This window comes from Novosphingobium sp. PhB165, from assembly GCF_004341845.1.
In the GTDB taxonomy this organism is placed as follows: Bacteria; Pseudomonadota; Alphaproteobacteria; order Sphingomonadales; family Sphingomonadaceae; genus Novosphingobium.
On the sequence record NZ_SLVB01000001.1, the window covers coordinates 339,382 to 354,648 of the forward strand.

14 protein-coding genes are annotated in these 15,267 nt (G+C 65.5%); 6 read left to right on the top strand and 8 right to left on the bottom strand.

The window, feature by feature from the left end:
* The 8 genes from EDF56_RS01735 to EDF56_RS01770 all read right to left on the bottom strand — a co-directional run bounded on the left by EDF56_RS01735 (position 1) and on the right by EDF56_RS01770 (position 8,174).
* A complete protein-coding gene (locus EDF56_RS01735) occupies positions 1-1,335 on the bottom strand; it encodes an alginate export family protein (protein ID WP_243652408.1) in 1,335 nt (444 codons plus the stop codon).
* Positions 1,336-1,548: 213 nt separating this feature from the next.
* Positions 1,549-1,977, bottom strand: coding sequence for a DoxX family protein (locus EDF56_RS01740; protein WP_132385006.1), 429 nt, complete (start codon positions 1,975-1,977; stop codon positions 1,549-1,551).
* Positions 1,978-1,980: 3 nt separating this feature from the next.
* Positions 1,981-2,874 carry a glyoxalase gene (locus tag EDF56_RS01745; RefSeq protein ID WP_132385007.1) on the bottom strand — a complete coding sequence of 298 codons (894 nt, stop codon included), beginning with the start codon at positions 2,872-2,874 and terminating at the stop codon, positions 1,981-1,983.
* Between the two features lie 164 nt (positions 2,875-3,038).
* Positions 3,039-4,883 carry an amidohydrolase gene (locus EDF56_RS01750; RefSeq protein ID WP_132385008.1) on the bottom strand — a complete coding sequence of 615 codons (1,845 nt, stop codon included), beginning with the start codon at positions 4,881-4,883 and terminating at the stop codon, positions 3,039-3,041.
* A gap of 34 nt (positions 4,884-4,917) precedes the next feature.
* A complete protein-coding gene (locus tag EDF56_RS01755) occupies positions 4,918-5,163 on the bottom strand; it encodes a DUF1427 family protein (protein WP_132385009.1) in 246 nt (81 codons plus the stop codon).
* 39 nt (positions 5,164-5,202) lie between these two features.
* Complete coding sequence (locus tag EDF56_RS01760; protein WP_132385010.1) at positions 5,203-6,039, bottom strand: alpha/beta hydrolase; 837 nt, start codon at positions 6,037-6,039, stop codon at positions 5,203-5,205.
* Positions 6,040-6,182: 143 nt separating this feature from the next.
* A complete protein-coding gene (locus tag EDF56_RS01765; protein WP_132385011.1) occupies positions 6,183-6,842 on the bottom strand; it encodes a hydrolase in 660 nt (219 codons plus the stop codon).
* A 402-nt stretch (positions 6,843-7,244) separates the two neighbouring features.
* Positions 7,245-8,174 (bottom strand): LysR family transcriptional regulator, encoded by a 930-nt coding sequence (locus EDF56_RS01770; protein ID WP_132385012.1) that lies wholly within the window; start codon positions 8,172-8,174, stop codon positions 7,245-7,247.
* A 133-nt stretch (positions 8,175-8,307) separates the two neighbouring features.
* Here EDF56_RS01770 and EDF56_RS01775 point away from each other — a divergent pair, with 133 nt between their 5' ends.
* The 6 genes from EDF56_RS01775 to EDF56_RS01800 all read left to right on the top strand — a co-directional run bounded on the left by EDF56_RS01775 (position 8,308) and on the right by EDF56_RS01800 (position 15,036).
* On the top strand, positions 8,308-9,006 hold the full coding sequence (locus tag EDF56_RS01775; protein ID WP_132385013.1) for a pirin family protein: 699 nt from the start codon (positions 8,308-8,310) through the stop codon (positions 9,004-9,006).
* A gap of 56 nt (positions 9,007-9,062) precedes the next feature.
* On the top strand, positions 9,063-9,959 hold the full coding sequence (locus EDF56_RS01780; protein ID WP_132385014.1) for a pirin family protein: 897 nt from the start codon (positions 9,063-9,065) through the stop codon (positions 9,957-9,959).
* A gap of 11 nt (positions 9,960-9,970) precedes the next feature.
* Entirely contained in the window at positions 9,971-10,354 is a 384-nt protein-coding gene (locus EDF56_RS01785; RefSeq protein WP_132385015.1) for an OsmC family protein, read from the top strand.
* 445 nt (positions 10,355-10,799) lie between these two features.
* Positions 10,800-12,134: a dicarboxylate/amino acid:cation symporter gene (locus EDF56_RS01790; RefSeq protein WP_132385016.1), complete on the top strand. Its 1,335-nt coding sequence runs from the start codon at positions 10,800-10,802 to the stop codon at positions 12,132-12,134.
* Between the two features lie 198 nt (positions 12,135-12,332).
* On the top strand, positions 12,333-13,964 hold the full coding sequence (locus tag EDF56_RS01795; protein WP_132385017.1) for an NAD-dependent malic enzyme: 1,632 nt from the start codon (positions 12,333-12,335) through the stop codon (positions 13,962-13,964).
* Positions 13,957-15,036 carry an oxidoreductase gene (locus EDF56_RS01800; protein WP_132385018.1) on the top strand — a complete coding sequence of 360 codons (1,080 nt, stop codon included), beginning with the start codon at positions 13,957-13,959 and terminating at the stop codon, positions 15,034-15,036. Before EDF56_RS01795 ends, EDF56_RS01800 begins: the two co-directional genes overlap by 8 nt.
* Positions 15,037-15,267 lie beyond the last annotated feature (231 nt).

The window sequence follows — 15,267 nt, forward strand, 5'->3', positions numbered from 1 at the left end:
CTAAAACCGGAAGTTGCTTTCGAGGCCGAGCATGCGGATCGTTTTCGCAGGCCCGGTATCGCGGATGAAGGCGCCCGGCGCAAAGGCCGACAGCGAGGCGGAAAGTTCGAGTTCGGCAGTGGCCTGCCACGCCAGGGTGGCTTCCACTTCCTTGCCGATGAAGCGGGCGCGGCTGTCTCCGGCATCGCGGATCAGGTTGCCCGGGATGTCGTAGATCCCGTCCTCCCGCGAATAGCGCCAATAGGCCATCGCGGCGAGGCTGGCGGAGACATCCGGCGCCACTTGCAGGCCAAGCGAGGAATAGGCGTTGACGATGTTGTAGGGCCCGACCGGCGAAAGCTCGCCGAAATACTTGCCCTTGGGGAACAGCGCGTTGAACGTGCCGAGGCGGTTGTCCGCCTTGTCGCCGTCGCCGCTGACCACGTTGACGCGCATCGTCAGGTCCGGCGCCATCGGGGCATCCGGGAAGGCATGGCCGAGTTCGCTGCCCAGCGTCCAGGCCGAGATCGGGCCATCTGCGAAGCGGCCGAACTGATAGACGCCCTCGACGTTCCAGTGCCAGTCGTCCCGCGTGCCGTGCCAGCGCGCGCCGAGGCTGTGGCGGGTTTCCGTGCCTTCGCGAGTGCCCCAATGCGCGGCGTCGTTGCGGTAGCCGAGGTAGTAGAGGTCGAGCCCCGGCAGTGCGGCGTAAGCGCCCCACAGCGACTTGTCGGGCGAAGTGCGATCGTTGAAGTCGCCCTTGCGCGCCTGCACGGGCTTGAATGCCAGCAGACTGACTTTGGCCGCGCCCAGTTTTACGTCTGCGCGCAGGCCGTCGAAGGCGAGCGGTACGTTGGGGCCATAGCGCGTGCCGATCAGCCGCTCGGTGCCGAGCGACAGCATCTGCCGTCCGCCGCGCACAGTGACGGGGCCGAGGTCGGCCTCGGCGAAACCTTGCAGCAGGTCCAGACCCGTGCCGTCCACCGGGCTCGGCGAAGGTGCCACGCCGATCGAAGTCGAGGCGATGGGCTGGACGAAGGCGCGCAGTTTGCCGACGTGGAGGTCGGCATAAGGCAGCGCGCGCAGCCAGACATAGCTGTCGTTCGGCGCTTCGGCGCTGCCCCAGAGGTTGTTTTCGAGGTTCTCGTTGCGCACCCGCAGTTCGATGCCGGTGGAGAGCCATGCGTCGTCGCCGATGGGGATGTACTTGAACGGACCGGTCCAGTGGTGGCCGCGCTTTTCGGCGTCGGCGAGGTCGGACCAGTCTTCGTCGTAGCGGGTGATCGAGAGGGTGGGGGCCTGCCAAGCTTCGGTGGGTTCGGCTTGGGCGAGGGCGGGCAGGAAGGCTATGGCCATGACGGCTGCCGCATGGATCGGCGCGAGGCGCTTCATCGAACGGCTCCTGAAACAATCGGATTAAGTCCTCCCCCGCGCGTCCTGAGCTTGTCGAAGGACGCTGGCGCTGCGCTGTGGTCCTTCGACAAGCTCAGGACGAGCGGGGGGTGGGGGAGGAACGAGGGAGTGGAGGGAGTGGGGGAAGGGTCAGCCGGGGAAGGCAGTGCCCGCGATTCAGGCACTTCGCTTCGCCCGGTGCGCAAGGATCGCCACGAGAATGAACCCGCCGACCAGCCCCATGTGCTCGAAGAAGGCATTGGTGGCGGCGAAGCGCTCGGGACCGGCCGGCATGGCCCAGAAGCCATTGGCGACCATTGCGGCGAAGAACGTGAACACCCCCAGCATCCCCGCGCCCAGCCAGACGAGGCGGCCGCTCAGGATCAGCAGCGGACCGACCAGTTCCACCGTGATGGTCAGGGCCGCCCAAAGCGCGGGCGGAGTCAGGCCGAAGTGCGCCTGTTCCGCCACCGCGCCGGGCCAGTCGGTGAGCTTGGTGACCCCGCCGACGAGGTAGGCGCCCACCAGCAGGAGACGGGCGAGGAAGCCCGTCGGCGCGAAGTCCAGCACCGATGCGACGAATTTGGGAGTACCGGTGCCGGACATGGCTCAGACCGCCTCGTTCGAGTGGATCTCGGCGATGTAGCCGCCGGGGAAGCGGACGATGGCGGATTGACGCTTGCCAGTGTTGTACGGCGCCACCAACGTTTCCACGCCTGCCGCCGAAGCCTTGGCGAGCGTCGCTGAAAGGTCGCTCACCGCATAGCCGGTCATGTCGCGGCCATAGGGCCAGGGCAGTTGACCGTCGGAGACGTAGACCACCATCTTGCCGTAGCCGCTGTCTATCGCAACGCGGCGGATGGTCTTGCCGGGCTCGCCGATCTCGGCGCCATTGGCGGCCTTGTCGTCGGCCGTGACTTTGGCGTGGGCGAAGCCGGTCCAGCTTTTGATGAAGGTGTCGGCGGCATCGGCGGTCAGGTAGATGCGGTTTTCCGGCACCGTTTGGAGCGGCGTATAGCTGGGCTTGGCGGTGTGCCAGTAGAGCTGCATGTTCACGCCGCCCGGCCACTGGATCACGGAGTCCCGGCCGATCGGATCGGGGAAGGTTTCCAGACGGCGCACCGCACCGTGGCTCTGGGCCGACTTCACGGCGGCATCGAGGTCGGTGACCAGATAGCCGGTGCGCTCATCGCCGAAGGGGTAGGGGATCGGCGTCTTGAAGCCGAAGACCGAGACGGTGCCCGAAGGCGTCAGCACGAGCTGCGACTTGGTGAGGCTCTTGGTCGGCGTCACCTGGAATTCGCCCTGCTTGCTGGTGGTGCCGCCGAAGGTGGCGACGAAGCTGGAAACGAACGTATCGAACTGGTCCTGCGGCACGTAGACGTGGGTGGTGTCGTACTGGGCACCGACCGAATAGTCGGCCGCGGGAGCGGCGAAGGCAGGCGTGAGGGTGGGGCTCGCGACCAGCATGGCAGTCGCGATGATCAGGGTGAAGCGTTTCATGTCAGTGGCTCCGATGGGGGAGGGCTGTGCCGCTCGGTCGTTGTCGCAAGACCTGTCTAGGCGGTGACCGAGGATCTATCGATCCGAATAATGTCGACTAATATGTTCGAAATTATGGAATAGTTGCGGCACGGCCCCTCCTCGCCCGAAGGGGCCGTGCTGGATCAGACGGCCCAGCAGCCGCAGCCGAGCGAGCCCCAGAAAGTCTGGACATCGGCGGCAGGAACATTGGCGCCCAGCGCGGCGGCATGGTCGTGGCCGTGGACGCCGCAGCTGCTGGCGCAGCCGCAGGCAGAGGCCAGCTTCTGCTTGGCTTCGGGCGTCTGGTAATAGCCGCCGAACGTGGCGACCGGCGACCAGTCCGGCATCGGGCGCGGCAGCTGCGGGGCGAGCGGGCGATAGTCGCCCTCGCCGTGCACCACCTTGCCGCCGAGCAGGGTCAGGATCGAGCGGATGTGGACGATCTCATTGTCCGGAACGCTGAAGTAATCGTCGGAGAGCAGCGCGAGATCGGCCAGTTGGCCTGCCTTGATCTGGCCCTTCTTGCCCACTTCGTTCGAGAACCAGGTGTTCTCGTGCGTCCACATGCGCAGCGCCTTTTCGCGGCTGACGCGGTTGTCGCCGCGATAGAGCGAGAGGCCGCCCACGGTGCGGCCCGTGACGAGCCACGAGAGCGAGACCCACGGGTTGTAGCTGGCAACGCGGGTGGCGTCGGTGCCGCCGCCCACGGGGATACCGGCTGCGATCATCTTGGCGATCGGTGGCGTGCGTTCGGCGGCCTTGGCGCCGTAGCGTTCGACGAAGTATTCGCCCTGATAGGCCATGCGGTGCTGCACGGCGATGCCGCCGCCGAGCGCGGCGATGCGATCGATATTGCGGTCCGAAATGGTCTCGGCGTGGTCGAAGAACCAGTTGATGCCCTGAAGCGGGATGTCCGCGTTGACCTTTTCATAGACATCGAGGGCGCGGCCGATCGTCTCGTCATAGGTGGCGTGGAGGCGCCAGGGCCACCGGTGTTCGGCCAAGAGGCGGATGACCGGTTCCAGATCGCCTTCCATGCTCGGCGGCATGTCGGGGCGTTCAACGCGGAAGTCCTCGAAGTCGGCAGCGGAATAGACCAGCATCTCGCCCGCGCCGTTGTGGCGGTAGGTGTCGTCGCCCTGGCCCGGCGTGACTTGCTTCACCCAGCCCGAGAAGTCGGCCAGTTCCTCTTTCGGCTTCTGCGTGAAGAGGTTGTAGCTGATGCGCACGGTCAGCTGGTCGTCGGCGTGGAGCTTCTCGATGATGTCGTAGTCATCGGGATAGTTCTGGAAGCCGCCGCCCGCGTCGATCACGCCGGTGACGCCCAGCGCGTTCACTTCGCGCATGAAGTGGCGGGTGGAGTTGATCTGATATTCGGGCGGCAGCTTGGGGCCCTTGGCGAGCGTCGAATAGAGGATCGTCGCGTTAGGCTGGGCGAGCAGCAGGCCGGTGGGGTTGCCCGAGGCATCGCGCACGATCTCGCCGCCCGGCGGGTTGGGCGTGTCCTTGGTATAGCCCACGACGCGCAGCGCGGCAGCGTTCAGCAGCGCGCGGTCGTAGAGGTGGAGGATGAACACCGGCGTATCGGGCGCGACTGCGTTCAGTTCCGCAATGGTCGGCAGGCGCTTTTCGGCGAACTGGTGTTCGGTAAAGCCGCCGACCACGCGCACCCATTGCGGGGCAGGGGTCTTGTCGACTTGCGCCTTGAGCATGGCCATCGCCTCGGACAGGCTGGTCACGCCGTCCCAGCGCAGCTCCATGTTGAAGTTCAGCCCGCCGCGAATGATGTGCATGTGACTGTCGATCAGGCCGGGGATCAGGCGGTGCCCCTTGGCGTCGATCACGGTGGCTTCCGGCGCGGCGGCGCGCACCTCCTGCTCGCTGCCGACGGTCAGGAACTTGCCGTCGCGGATCGCCACGGCTTCGGCCTGCGGGTTCTCGCGGTCAAGCGTGGTGATCTTGGCGTTGACGATGATAGTGTCAGTCATGGTGGGGGGAATCTCCGGGGAATTCTCAGCTATTTCAGGCGTCTTCGTGGTCGCCGGGCAGGCGGCCTAGCACATGTTCGCGGCAATCGGTGCGGACGAAGTGGGCAATATCTTCATGAGTAATCAGCCGCTTGGCGAGCGGCACGACCTGTTCGCCCAGCAGGATGCCCAGCAGGCCGACAAGGGCGATCACCGGGGGCGCGGGTGAGCGCACCCCCAGCAGTCCATAGATCACGCCGACCAGGAGACCGGCGCCGAGCGAGAGGAGGTACATCTTCATGGCCGATTTCCTTTTCAGGTAGGGTCGGGCTGGATCAGGTCAAGCGCGAGCGAAGGCGAGCAGGTCCGCGTTGAGGCGATCCTGATGCGTCTTGGGGAAGCCGTGCGGCGCATCGGCGTAAGCGATGAGGGTGGCGTTCGGCAGGATCTCTGCGGCGCGCTTGCCGGTGATCTCGAAGGGAACAACCTCGTCGCCGGTGCCGTGGATCACGAGCGCGGGGATCGAGATGTGCTTCATTTCCTCGCGGAAGTCCGAGGCCCAGAACTGGTCGACACAGGCGTAGAGCGCGTTGATGTCGGCCGCCATGCCCTGCTTCCAGAAGTCCATGCGCCAGCCTTCGCTGCGGGGCGCGCCGCCGCCCCGGTGCATGCCGAAGAACACGTCGGGAAAGTCGAGGAAGAACTGCGAGCGGTTGTCGATCAGCGCCTTGCGAACGCGATCCACCACTTCGACCGGCACGCCGTCGTCGTTGCCATTCACCGCGCCCATCAGCGGCGTAACCGCGCCGAGCAGCACCATCTTGGCGACGCGGCCGGTGCCGTCAGAGGCCGCGTGGCGGGTGATGTAGCGGGTGATCTCGCCGCCGCCGGTCGAGTGGCCGACAAGGATTGCGTCGTGCAGGTCCAGTTGCTTGATGACCGCTGCCAGATCGTCGGCATAAGTGTCCATGGTGTTGCCGGTGGCGCTGGCGTCCGAGCGGCCGTGGCCGCGCCGGTCATGGGCAATCACGCGGAAACCGTTGTTGGCAAGGAACTGCATCGTGCCGTCCCACGCGTCGGAACTGAGCGGCCAGCCGTGCGAGAAGACGATCGGGCGGCCCTGTCCAAAGTCGCGGTAGAAAATGCGGGTGCCGTCGATGGTGGTCACGAAAGCCATGATGCAGATCCTTTCAAGTGTGCGAGCGGGGGAGGTGCGCGAAAGGGGAACACCCGAAGGCGTCGCTGAAAAGCGGAAAAATGGGAAGCGGAAAGCGGGACCGGCAGCCGGACGGGGGGTGAGGGCTGCCGGTCCCGAGGGGTTCAGTGGCCGCCTTCGGAGGCACCGAACATGGCTTTGGCGTACTTGATGCCAAGGCCGTAAGCGCCGCCCACTTCGGCTGCGATGCCGGTGGTGGAGTCGTAGGTTTCCGTGCGCGCCCAGTCGCGCTGCAGTTCGAGCAGGTACTGGAGCGAGGTCATCGGTACGGCGCCCAGCTGGATCATGCGCTCCACGGCGCGCTCATGCGCTTCGGGGGAGATGTCGCCGGAAGCATCGGTGATGACATAGGCCTCGAAACCCTGATCGATGGCCGAGGCGACCGGGCCGACGATGCAGACCGAAGTCCAGAGGCCGGCGAAGACGATGCGCGGCTTGCCGATGCGGTTGACTTCGGCAATCACCGCTTCGTCTTCCCAGGTGTTCATGCTGGTGCGGTCTAGCAGCTTCTGGCCGGGGAAGGGATCGGTCACTTCGCTGAACATCGGGCCGGAGAAGCTCTTTTCGGCAACCGTGGTCAGGATCGTCGGGACCTTGAACGAGGCTGCGGCGCGGCTGACGAGCGCAGCATTGTTGCGCAGCAATTCGGGGGCGATCGACTTGGTGGCGAAGGCCATCTGCGACTGATAGTCGATCAGGATGAGCGCGTGGTTGTCCGGCGAAAGCAGCGAGTTGCCAGGCTTGGCGGTGGCGGTGATCGTCATCGGGAAGCTCCTTGAGAGAGGCAGCGCTTGCTGCGGTGACTTAACGCTATGAGGATTCGCGTTTTTCAGAAATCCGGATAAATCCGTTCGCATCGTTCTAAAGAGTTGAAAAGATTGCCGGACGGCAGTTCAGGAGCGGGGGGTGATGACGGAAACGCTAACGGCGCGCGCGTTACGGGTATTGTACGGAGTCGACGCAATGCCTGCGCCGGCGGGAGGAACGCTGCCAATGCATCGGCCATGGGGAGAGGGTTGGTGAAGCAAAGCCGGTGCTCCAGTGCGATTCGCAACTGGACCATGGATCGCCCGAGGGCATTGCATTCGTAAGGCAATTCTTGATGGACGGCGCGTTTACTTTGTCCGTTGCGGATCGCGCCGCCCATCGGTCTTCGATATTGGGTATCACACGTCGGGAAGGTCGAATCCCACCGCGTCGGCGTCGCATTGGGCAACGAAGCGGTCGACCAGCCATGCGGCGGCCGGGCCCGGCGGCGCGTCGCGGCGCCAGATGCCGGCAAGGCGGTAGGTGCCGCCCGGATGCTCGGGCATTTGCAGGCGTACCAGCGTCCCGGCGACCAGATCGGATTCGATCATCGCAAACGGCATGTTGCCCCAGCCGATGCCCTGCCGCAGCAGGGCGTGCTTGGCGCCGAGGTCGGCAAGGCGCCAGGTCTTGGGGCTCATCACCGAGAAGTCGCGTCCTTCGGTAAAGCGCGAGCGGTCCGACAGGACGAGCTGCGTATATTCGCGCCCGGCGCCCGGGGGGATGTCGGACATGCGGCCCAGCGGATGATCGGGCGCGGCCACGGGAATCATTGCGACCGAGCCGACCGAAACGCTTTCCAGCCCTTCCACGCCCGCGAACAGCGGGCCGGACAGGCCGATGGCCGCCTTGCCATCCAGCACCATTGCGGTGATCGCGCCCAGTGCCTCCACATGGAGTCGCAATTGCACGGTGGGGAACTCTGCCGCGAAGGCGCGCAGCACAAGGCCGAGCCGTTCGGCCGGGAACATGACGTCCACCGCCAGATCGACTTCGGCCTCCAGCCCCTCCAGCAGACCTTTCACTTTGGCGCGTAGTCCGTCGATGCCTTCGGCCACGCCGCGTGCTTCGGCCAGCACGGCGCGACCGGCGACGGTAAGCTGCGGCTTGCGGGTGCCTTCGCGGTCGAACAGCAAGAGGCCGAGTTGCGTCTCAAGGTTGGCGATACCATAACTGATCACGGAGACCGCCCGGTTCAGCTTGCGCGCCGCCCCTGCGAAACTTCCGGTATCCACCACGGCCAGAAAGATGCGAAGTTGGTCGAAAGTCGGCGTACCCGGATTACTCACTTATCAACTCCGTCGAATAGTTCAGTCGATTTTATCACTCTGATCAGGAAAGATGGCAAGGCCTATATGGGTCTTCGACAAGGCGGCCACCGGGCTTCACCGGCTCCCCCGCCAAGACAGGAGATTTAGGACCATGATCGAACTTCGCCCCTTCGACAGCCTCGGCGGCGCCAACCACGGCTGGCTGGATGCCAAGCACCACTTCTCGTTCGCCGGCTACCACGATCCGGCCCGCGTTCACTGGGGCAACCTGCGCGTCTGGAACGACGACATCATTGCCCCCAAGACCGGCTTCCCGCCGCACCCGCACCGCGACATGGAAATCATTACCTATGTCCGTGAAGGTGCGATCACCCACCAGGACAACCTGGGCAACAAGGGCCGCACCGAGGCCGGCGATGTGCAGGTGATGAGCGCGGGCACCGGGATCCAGCATTCCGAATACAACCTGGAAGACGTGGAAACCCGCATCTTCCAGATCTGGATCATCCCCACCCGCAATGGCGAGGAACCCAGCTGGGGTTCGCGTCCCTTCCCCAAGGGTGAGCGTTCGGGCCAGTTCGTGACGCTGGCTTCGGGCTACGAGAACGACAACGACGCGCTGCCGATCCGCACCGATGCGAAGGTGGTGGCAGCCACGCTGAAGGCTGGTGAAACCGCCGAGTACCCGCTGGGCAAGGACCGCAAGGGCTACCTCGTTCCCGCCACCGGCGCGGTGCAGATCGACGACGTTCGCGTCAACGCCCGTGATGGCGCCGCGATCAGCGACCTCGACGTACTGCGGGTAACCGCGATCGAGGACAGCGAGATCGTCCTCGTCGACGCAGCCTGACAATAACGGGGCGGGTGCCACGGTGCCCGCCCTTCCTTTTCCCGGAGAAGCCTGAAATGTCCGTGCAAACTTCCGATGTCGAAGGCGTAGACCTCGTCATTCTTCCCTCGGTCCGCGATCTTGGCGATGGCTTCAAGGTCCGCCGCGCGCTGCCGGTCGCGCAGCGCCGCATGATCGGCCCCTTCATCTTCTTTGACCAGATGGGCGAGGCGGTGTTCAAGTCGGGCGAGGGTCTCGACGTGCGCCCGCATCCGCATATCGGTCTTTCCACGCTCACTTATCTGATCGAGGGCGAGATCCTGCACCGGGATTCGCTGGGCTCGGTCCAGCCGATCCGCCCCGGTGAGGTCAACTGGATGACGGCCGGCAGCGGCATCGTCCATTCCGAGCGCACTTCTCCCGAAATCCGCGCCACGGGCGGCAAGCTGTTCGGCTTGCAGACCTGGGTGGCGCTGCCGAAGGAGGCCGAGGAAATCGGCGCCACGTTCGCCCACCACAAGGCGGACGAGATGCCCGTGGCCGAGGATGCGGGCACGCGCCTGACGCTGGTTGCGGGCACGTCCGATGGGATGACCTCGCCGCTCAAGACCTATTCGGACATGATCTATGCCGACATCGTGATGCTGGACGGCGCGCGCTATCAACTCAAGGCCGAGCATGTTGAACGCGCTATCTATGTTGTCAGCGGCGCGGTGGAAGTCGTGGGGCAGAGCGGCACGTTCGGAGAGGCCGAACTGGTCGTCTTCCAGCCCGGTGCCGAACTGGTGCTGCGCGCCAAGGGGCCGACACGCCTGATGCTGCTGGGCGGCGAGCCGCTGCCCGAAGAGCGCCATATCTTCTGGAATTTCGTCTCCTCGTCGAAGGATCGCCTTGAGCAGGCGAAGGACGACTGGAAGGCCCAGCGCTTCGGCACGGTGCCGAACGAACCCGACTTCATTCCGCTTCCTGCCTGAGAGTTTTGGCCATGACGCAAGCTACCGCCACTATCGGCCAGACCCCCTGGCGCACTGAAATCGTGGTCAACGGCCACGCCATCACCGCCGACGAACCCGCCGCGCTGGGCGGGCAGGGGGTGGGGCCGGCGCCTTACGACCTGCTGCTCGCCAGCCTTGGTGCCTGCACCGCGATCACGCTCAAGATGTATGCCGCGCGCAAGGGTTGGGAGTTTGGCGACCTGACTGTCGATCTCGCGCTCAAGGGTGGGAAGGGCGATTTGCATATTGCGCGCACGTTGACCGTTACCGGGCTCGATGAGGAGCAGAAGAGCCGTCTTGCCGACATTGCTGAGCGGACGCCGGTGACGTTGACGTTGCGGAACGGGTTGCCGATCGAGACGCGGCTGGCGTGAGGGGGCGGGCCCGACTGGCAAATCACCCGTTCGCATCTAAACACCCCGTCATCCCCGCGTAGGCGGGGATCCCGCTTCCTTCCTGCGACCTCGCGTCTTCATGCAAGGTAGCAAAGAAAAGCGGGGCCCCCGCCTTCGCGGGGGCGACGGATGGCTCTATCGTTATTCTGGGTGGTAAAACGCTCCCAGTCCCGCTCAGCCTGAGCTTGTCGAAGGCCCCTCGGCCAGGCGCTGTCCTAGCATCCTTCGACAAGCTCAGGATGAGCGGTGAGGGGTTTGACGAGCGGGTAGGGGAGGATGCGGACCGCAAACTCACCAGATCCCGCAATCCCACACCAACCCACAAAAACCACTTGGAACCCGCCCGCAAATCGCACAGGGTCCCGCGATGTCTACGCCCGCCATCGTGGGATGTGCGCGGCGCCAGGGAGCACAAGACGGGTCCATGCATACCGCTTCGTTCGAGCCGGAGCAGCCTGCCAAGCCGAAGCGCTGGTATGGCCATCTCTATTTCCAGGTCCTCGTCGCCATCGCGGCGGGGGTGCTGATCGGCTATTTCCGGCCCGAAACGGGCGAGGCGCTGAAGCCGCTGGGTGATGCCTTCATCAAGCTGGTGAAGATGGTGATCGCGCCGGTCATCTTCCTTACCATCACCACCGGCATCGCGTCGATGCGCGACCTGAAGGCCGTGGGCCGGGTGGCCGCAAAGGCTTTCGCCTATTTCCTGTTCTTCTCCAGCCTTGCCCTCGTCGTCGGCCTGATCGTGGCCAATGTGGTGCAGCCGGGACACGGGCTCAACATCGATCCCGCCTCGCTCGATGCCTCAAAAGTCGCGCTCTATTCCGAGAAAGCGCATGAGACGAGCGTGAGCGGCTTCCTCATGGCGATGATCCCCGAGACGTTCCTGTCCTCGATGACCGAGGGCAACATCCTGCAAGTACTGGTGGTGGCGATCCTTTTCGGCATTTCGCTTGCCATGCTGGGGGATCGCGGCGCGCCTGCGCTCTCCCTGCTGGAGACGATCTCGATGGTCTTCTTCAAACTGGTGTCCATCGTCATGAAAGCCGCGCCCATCGGCGCTTTCGGAGCCATGGCCTTCACCGTGGGCAAATACGGCGTCGGCACGCTCGCCAATCTCGCGGGGCTGGTGGCGACGTTCTATTTCACCTCGGCGCTGTTCGTCTTCGTGGTGCTGGGCGCGATGGCGCGGATTGCCGGGTTCTCGATCTTCTCGCTGGTCGCCTATCTCAAGGCCGAACTGCTGCTGGTGCTGGGTACCTCGTCCTCGGAAAGCGCGCTGCCGCTGCTGATCGAGAAGCTGGAGCGCGCGGGCTGCCCGCGCCCCATCGTCGGCCTCGTGGTGCCCACTGGCTACAGCTTCAATCTGGACGGCACGAACATCTACATGACGCTGGCCGCGCTGTTCATCGCGCAGGCCTGCAACGTGCACCTTTCGCTGGGCGAGCAACTGCTGCTGCTGAGCGTTGCCATGCTCTCTTCCAAGGGCGCGGCTGGCGTTACCGGGGCGGGGTTCATCACGCTGGCGGCCACGCTTTCCATCGTGCCGTCGGTGCCGGTGGCGGGCATGGCGCTGATCCTCGGCGTCGACCGCTTCATGTCGGAATGCCGCAGCCTCACCAACTTCATCGGCAATGCCGTGGCCACCGTGGTCGTCTCGCGCTGGGAGAAAGCGATCGACATGGACCGGTTCCGGGCAGTGATCGCCAATCGCGCCGATGCGGGCGGCGTGCAAACGGCGCAACTTGCCCCGGCGGATTAACTGGCCTTTTCACTATTGCCGGTGCAGTAATTGCACCTGCTGCCGCGTGACACGGCATGTCCGCCGGTCTATCGAGCAGACGCTAGCTCGCGCCGATCCCTCGGGGGCCTTTCCCGGCCCTCTCGTGGTGAGCATTGCCCTTTCTCGGCATTGCCGCCCCGTCCGGCCGGGCGCCTGAAGTCTGTTGAAAGGTCGCCGATGTCCCCCACCCGCCACGCCGCTGCCCGCGCGCTGCTCTCCGATCCGCTGACCAACAAGGGGACGGCTTTCACCGAGGACGAGCGCGACCGTTTCGGCCTGCACGGGCTGCTGCCCCCCCACGTGGGCACGCTCGAAAGCCAGATCGAGCGCCGCCGCAAGGCGCTGGAGGAGAAGGAAAGCGATTTCCAGCGCTATGCCTTCCTGCGCGAGCTTCAGGATTCCAACGAAGTGCTGTTCCATGCGCTGGTCCAGAGCGACCTGCCGCGCATGCTGCCGCTGGTCTACACGCCGACCGTGGGTGAGGGCTGCGAGCGTTTCAGCGAGATCTACCGCCGCCCGCGCGGCCTGTTCCTGAGCTATCCCAACAAGGACCGCATCGACGACATTCTGGCCGACCCCGCCTATGACCGCGTGAAAGTGATCGTCGTCAGCGATGGCGAACGCATCCTCGGTCTGGGTGATCAGGGCGCCGGCGGCATGGGCATCCCGATCGGCAAGCTGGCGCTTTACACCGCCTGCGCGGGCATCCATCCGGCCGAAGTGCTGCCGATCCTGCTGGATCTCGGCACCGACAACCACGCCCGCCGCGAAGACCCGCTCTACATCGGCTGGCGCGCGCCCCGCGTGCGCGGCAAGGACTACGACGATTTCGTCGAGGCTTTCGTCAGCGCCGTGAACGACCGCTTCCCCGGCGTGCTGCTCCAGTGGGAGGATTTCGCGGGCAAGAACGCCTACGACCTGCTCGGCCGCTACCGCGACCGCCTGCTGAGCTTCAACGACGATATTCAGGGCACTGCCGCCACCGCCGTCGGCACGCTGCTTTCGGCCATCCGCAAGACCGGCGTGCCGATTACCGAGCAGCGCGTCGTCCTGTTCGGCGCGGGTGCCGCGGGCAGCGGCGTGGCCGAGATGCTAGTGCAGGCCATGCAGCATGACGGATTGAGCGAGGCCGAGGCCCGCGCGAAGATCTGGGCGGTCGACCGTGACGGCCTGATCCTCTCCGACATTCCGCGCCTTCCGCCCCAGCAGGTGAAGCTGGCGCGCGATCCGGCCGAGATCGCGGCATGGAACCTCACGGGCGCCAATCTCATCACCCTGCACGACGTGATCGCCAACGTGAAGCCGACCGTGCTGATCGGCACCTCGGGTCAGAAATCGGCGTTCGACGAGCGCGCGATCCGCACCATGGCGGAAAACGTGGATCGCCCCGTGATCTTCCCGCTCTCCAACCCGCTGTCGCGTGCGGAGGCGCATCCCGAAGACGTTCTCGAATGGACCGGCGGCAAGGCCATTGTCGGCACCGGCAGTCCGTTCGGCACGCCGGGCGTCACGCAGGTCAATAACGTCTACGTGTTCCCCGGCATCGGTCTCGGCGCATTGGCGAGCGGCGCCAGCGGCGTCAGCGACGGCATGTTCATGGCCGCCGCCCGCCGCCTTGGTGAACTGCATGAAGGCGACGGCGGACTGCTGCCGCCGGTGACGGCGCTGCGCGAAGTGGCGCTGGAGATTGCCGTCGCCGTGGCCGCGCAGGCGGTTGCCGAAGGCCTTGCCACTGCCGAGCCCGATACGCTCACGCGTGAAAACATCGCGGCGAGCATGTGGATGGCCGAGTACGCCGCCCATGGCTGAGGCTCAGGACATCGTCAGGGTCGGCCTCATCGGTTACGGCTATGCGGGGGCGACGTTCCACGCGCCGCTGATCGCGGCCGTGCCGGGGCTTTCGCTCGATGCTTTCGTCTCGGGCCAGCCCGAGCGGATCCTGGAGCGTTTCCCGGACGCGACGGTCCATGCCCATGCCGAAGCGCTGCTGGCCGATCCGGCCATCGATCTGGTCGTCATCGCTACGCCCAACAACACGCATTTCCCGCTGGCGCAGGCGGCCCTGCGCGCGGGTAAGCATGTCGTCGTGGACAAGCCGTTCACGCTCGATCTCATCGAAGCGCGGACCTTGCTCGCGCTGGCGGCAGAGACTGGGCGGCACCTCACGGTGTTCCACAACCGCCGCTGGGACAGCGACTTTGCGAGCGTGCGCAAGGCCATCGACGAGGGTCTGGTGGGCGATCCCGCGCACCTTGAAATCCACTTCGACCGCTTCCGCCCGCAAGTCCGCGACCGCTGGCGCGAGGGCGATGGGCCCGGCGCCGGGATCTGGTTCGACCTTGGCCCGCATCTCACCGATCACGCGCTGCTGCTGATGGGCCTGCCCGAGCGGGTGACCGCTTCGCTCGCCCTTCAGCGCGATGGCTCGCGCAGCACGGACTGGGCGCATGTGGTGCTCGATTTCGGCGGAAAGCGCGCCATTCTGCACGCCTCTATGCTGGTGGCGGGCGGCTCCGGCCGCTTCATCGTCCACGGCACTGCCGGTAGCGCGGTCAAGCAGGGCATGGACGTGCAGGAGAGCCAGCTCCTCGCTGGCATGACCCCCGGTGCGCCGGGTTGGGGCGAGGACCCCGATCCGCTCGTGCACTATGACGGTGAAGGCAAGCCGCACAGCATCCCGGCCGAGCGCGGAGATCAGCGCGAGTTCTATCGTCTCGTCGCCGAAGCCGTGCGGGGCAGGGCCGCGAACCCGGTTCCGCCGGTCCAGTCGCTGGCGGTGATGGCGGTGATCGAGGCGGCGCAGCAATCGGCTGCGGAAGGGCGCTCGGTGGAACTGCCGCTGACCAAGGTCGAACGAGCGGACTGGCTCGCAAGTCTTTAAGGGAAGAAGGGATTCTGGGGGATGATCCCCCAGACCCGCAAAATGTCTTCGTCGAGCCCAGACTAACCGTCGCGCACGCATTCCGGCTTAGATAGGCCTTCGGCCGAACTGCGCGTCAGGATGACATCCCCACACAAATAACCCCGTCGCCCCCGCGCAGGCGGGGGCCCCGCTTTTCTTAGCGGCCTTGCGCTAGGCCAGAAGAACAAGCGGGGTCCCCGCCTGCGCGGG

What these genes read in the sequence shown, in the direction of transcription:
- EDF56_RS01750 (WP_132385008.1), bottom strand. Translation starts at nt 4,883, where the DNA reads ATGACTGACACTATCATCGTCAACGCCAAGATCACCACGCTTGACCGC.
- EDF56_RS01795 (WP_132385017.1), top strand. Translation starts at nt 12,333, where the DNA reads ATGTCCCCCACCCGCCACGCCGCTGCCCGCGCGCTGCTCTCCGATCCG.
- EDF56_RS01745 (WP_132385007.1), bottom strand. Translation starts at nt 2,874, where the DNA reads ATGAAACGCTTCACCCTGATCATCGCGACTGCCATGCTGGTCGCGAGC.
- EDF56_RS01790 (WP_132385016.1), top strand. Translation starts at nt 10,800, where the DNA reads ATGCATACCGCTTCGTTCGAGCCGGAGCAGCCTGCCAAGCCGAAGCGC.
- EDF56_RS01800 (WP_132385018.1), top strand. Translation starts at nt 13,957, where the DNA reads ATGGCTGAGGCTCAGGACATCGTCAGGGTCGGCCTCATCGGTTACGGC.
- EDF56_RS01755 (WP_132385009.1), bottom strand. Translation starts at nt 5,163, where the DNA reads ATGAAGATGTACCTCCTCTCGCTCGGCGCCGGTCTCCTGGTCGGCGTG.
- EDF56_RS01740 (WP_132385006.1), bottom strand. Translation starts at nt 1,977, where the DNA reads ATGTCCGGCACCGGTACTCCCAAATTCGTCGCATCGGTGCTGGACTTC.
- EDF56_RS01785 (WP_132385015.1), top strand. Translation starts at nt 9,971, where the DNA reads ATGACGCAAGCTACCGCCACTATCGGCCAGACCCCCTGGCGCACTGAA.
- EDF56_RS01765 (WP_132385011.1), bottom strand. Translation starts at nt 6,842, where the DNA reads ATGACGATCACCGCCACCGCCAAGCCTGGCAACTCGCTGCTTTCGCCG.
- EDF56_RS01760 (WP_132385010.1), bottom strand. Translation starts at nt 6,039, where the DNA reads ATGGCTTTCGTGACCACCATCGACGGCACCCGCATTTTCTACCGCGAC.
- EDF56_RS01780 (WP_132385014.1), top strand. Translation starts at nt 9,063, where the DNA reads ATGTCCGTGCAAACTTCCGATGTCGAAGGCGTAGACCTCGTCATTCTT.
- EDF56_RS01775 (WP_132385013.1), top strand. Translation starts at nt 8,308, where the DNA reads ATGATCGAACTTCGCCCCTTCGACAGCCTCGGCGGCGCCAACCACGGC.
- EDF56_RS01735 (WP_243652408.1), bottom strand. Translation starts at nt 1,335, where the DNA reads ATGGCCATAGCCTTCCTGCCCGCCCTCGCCCAAGCCGAACCCACCGAA.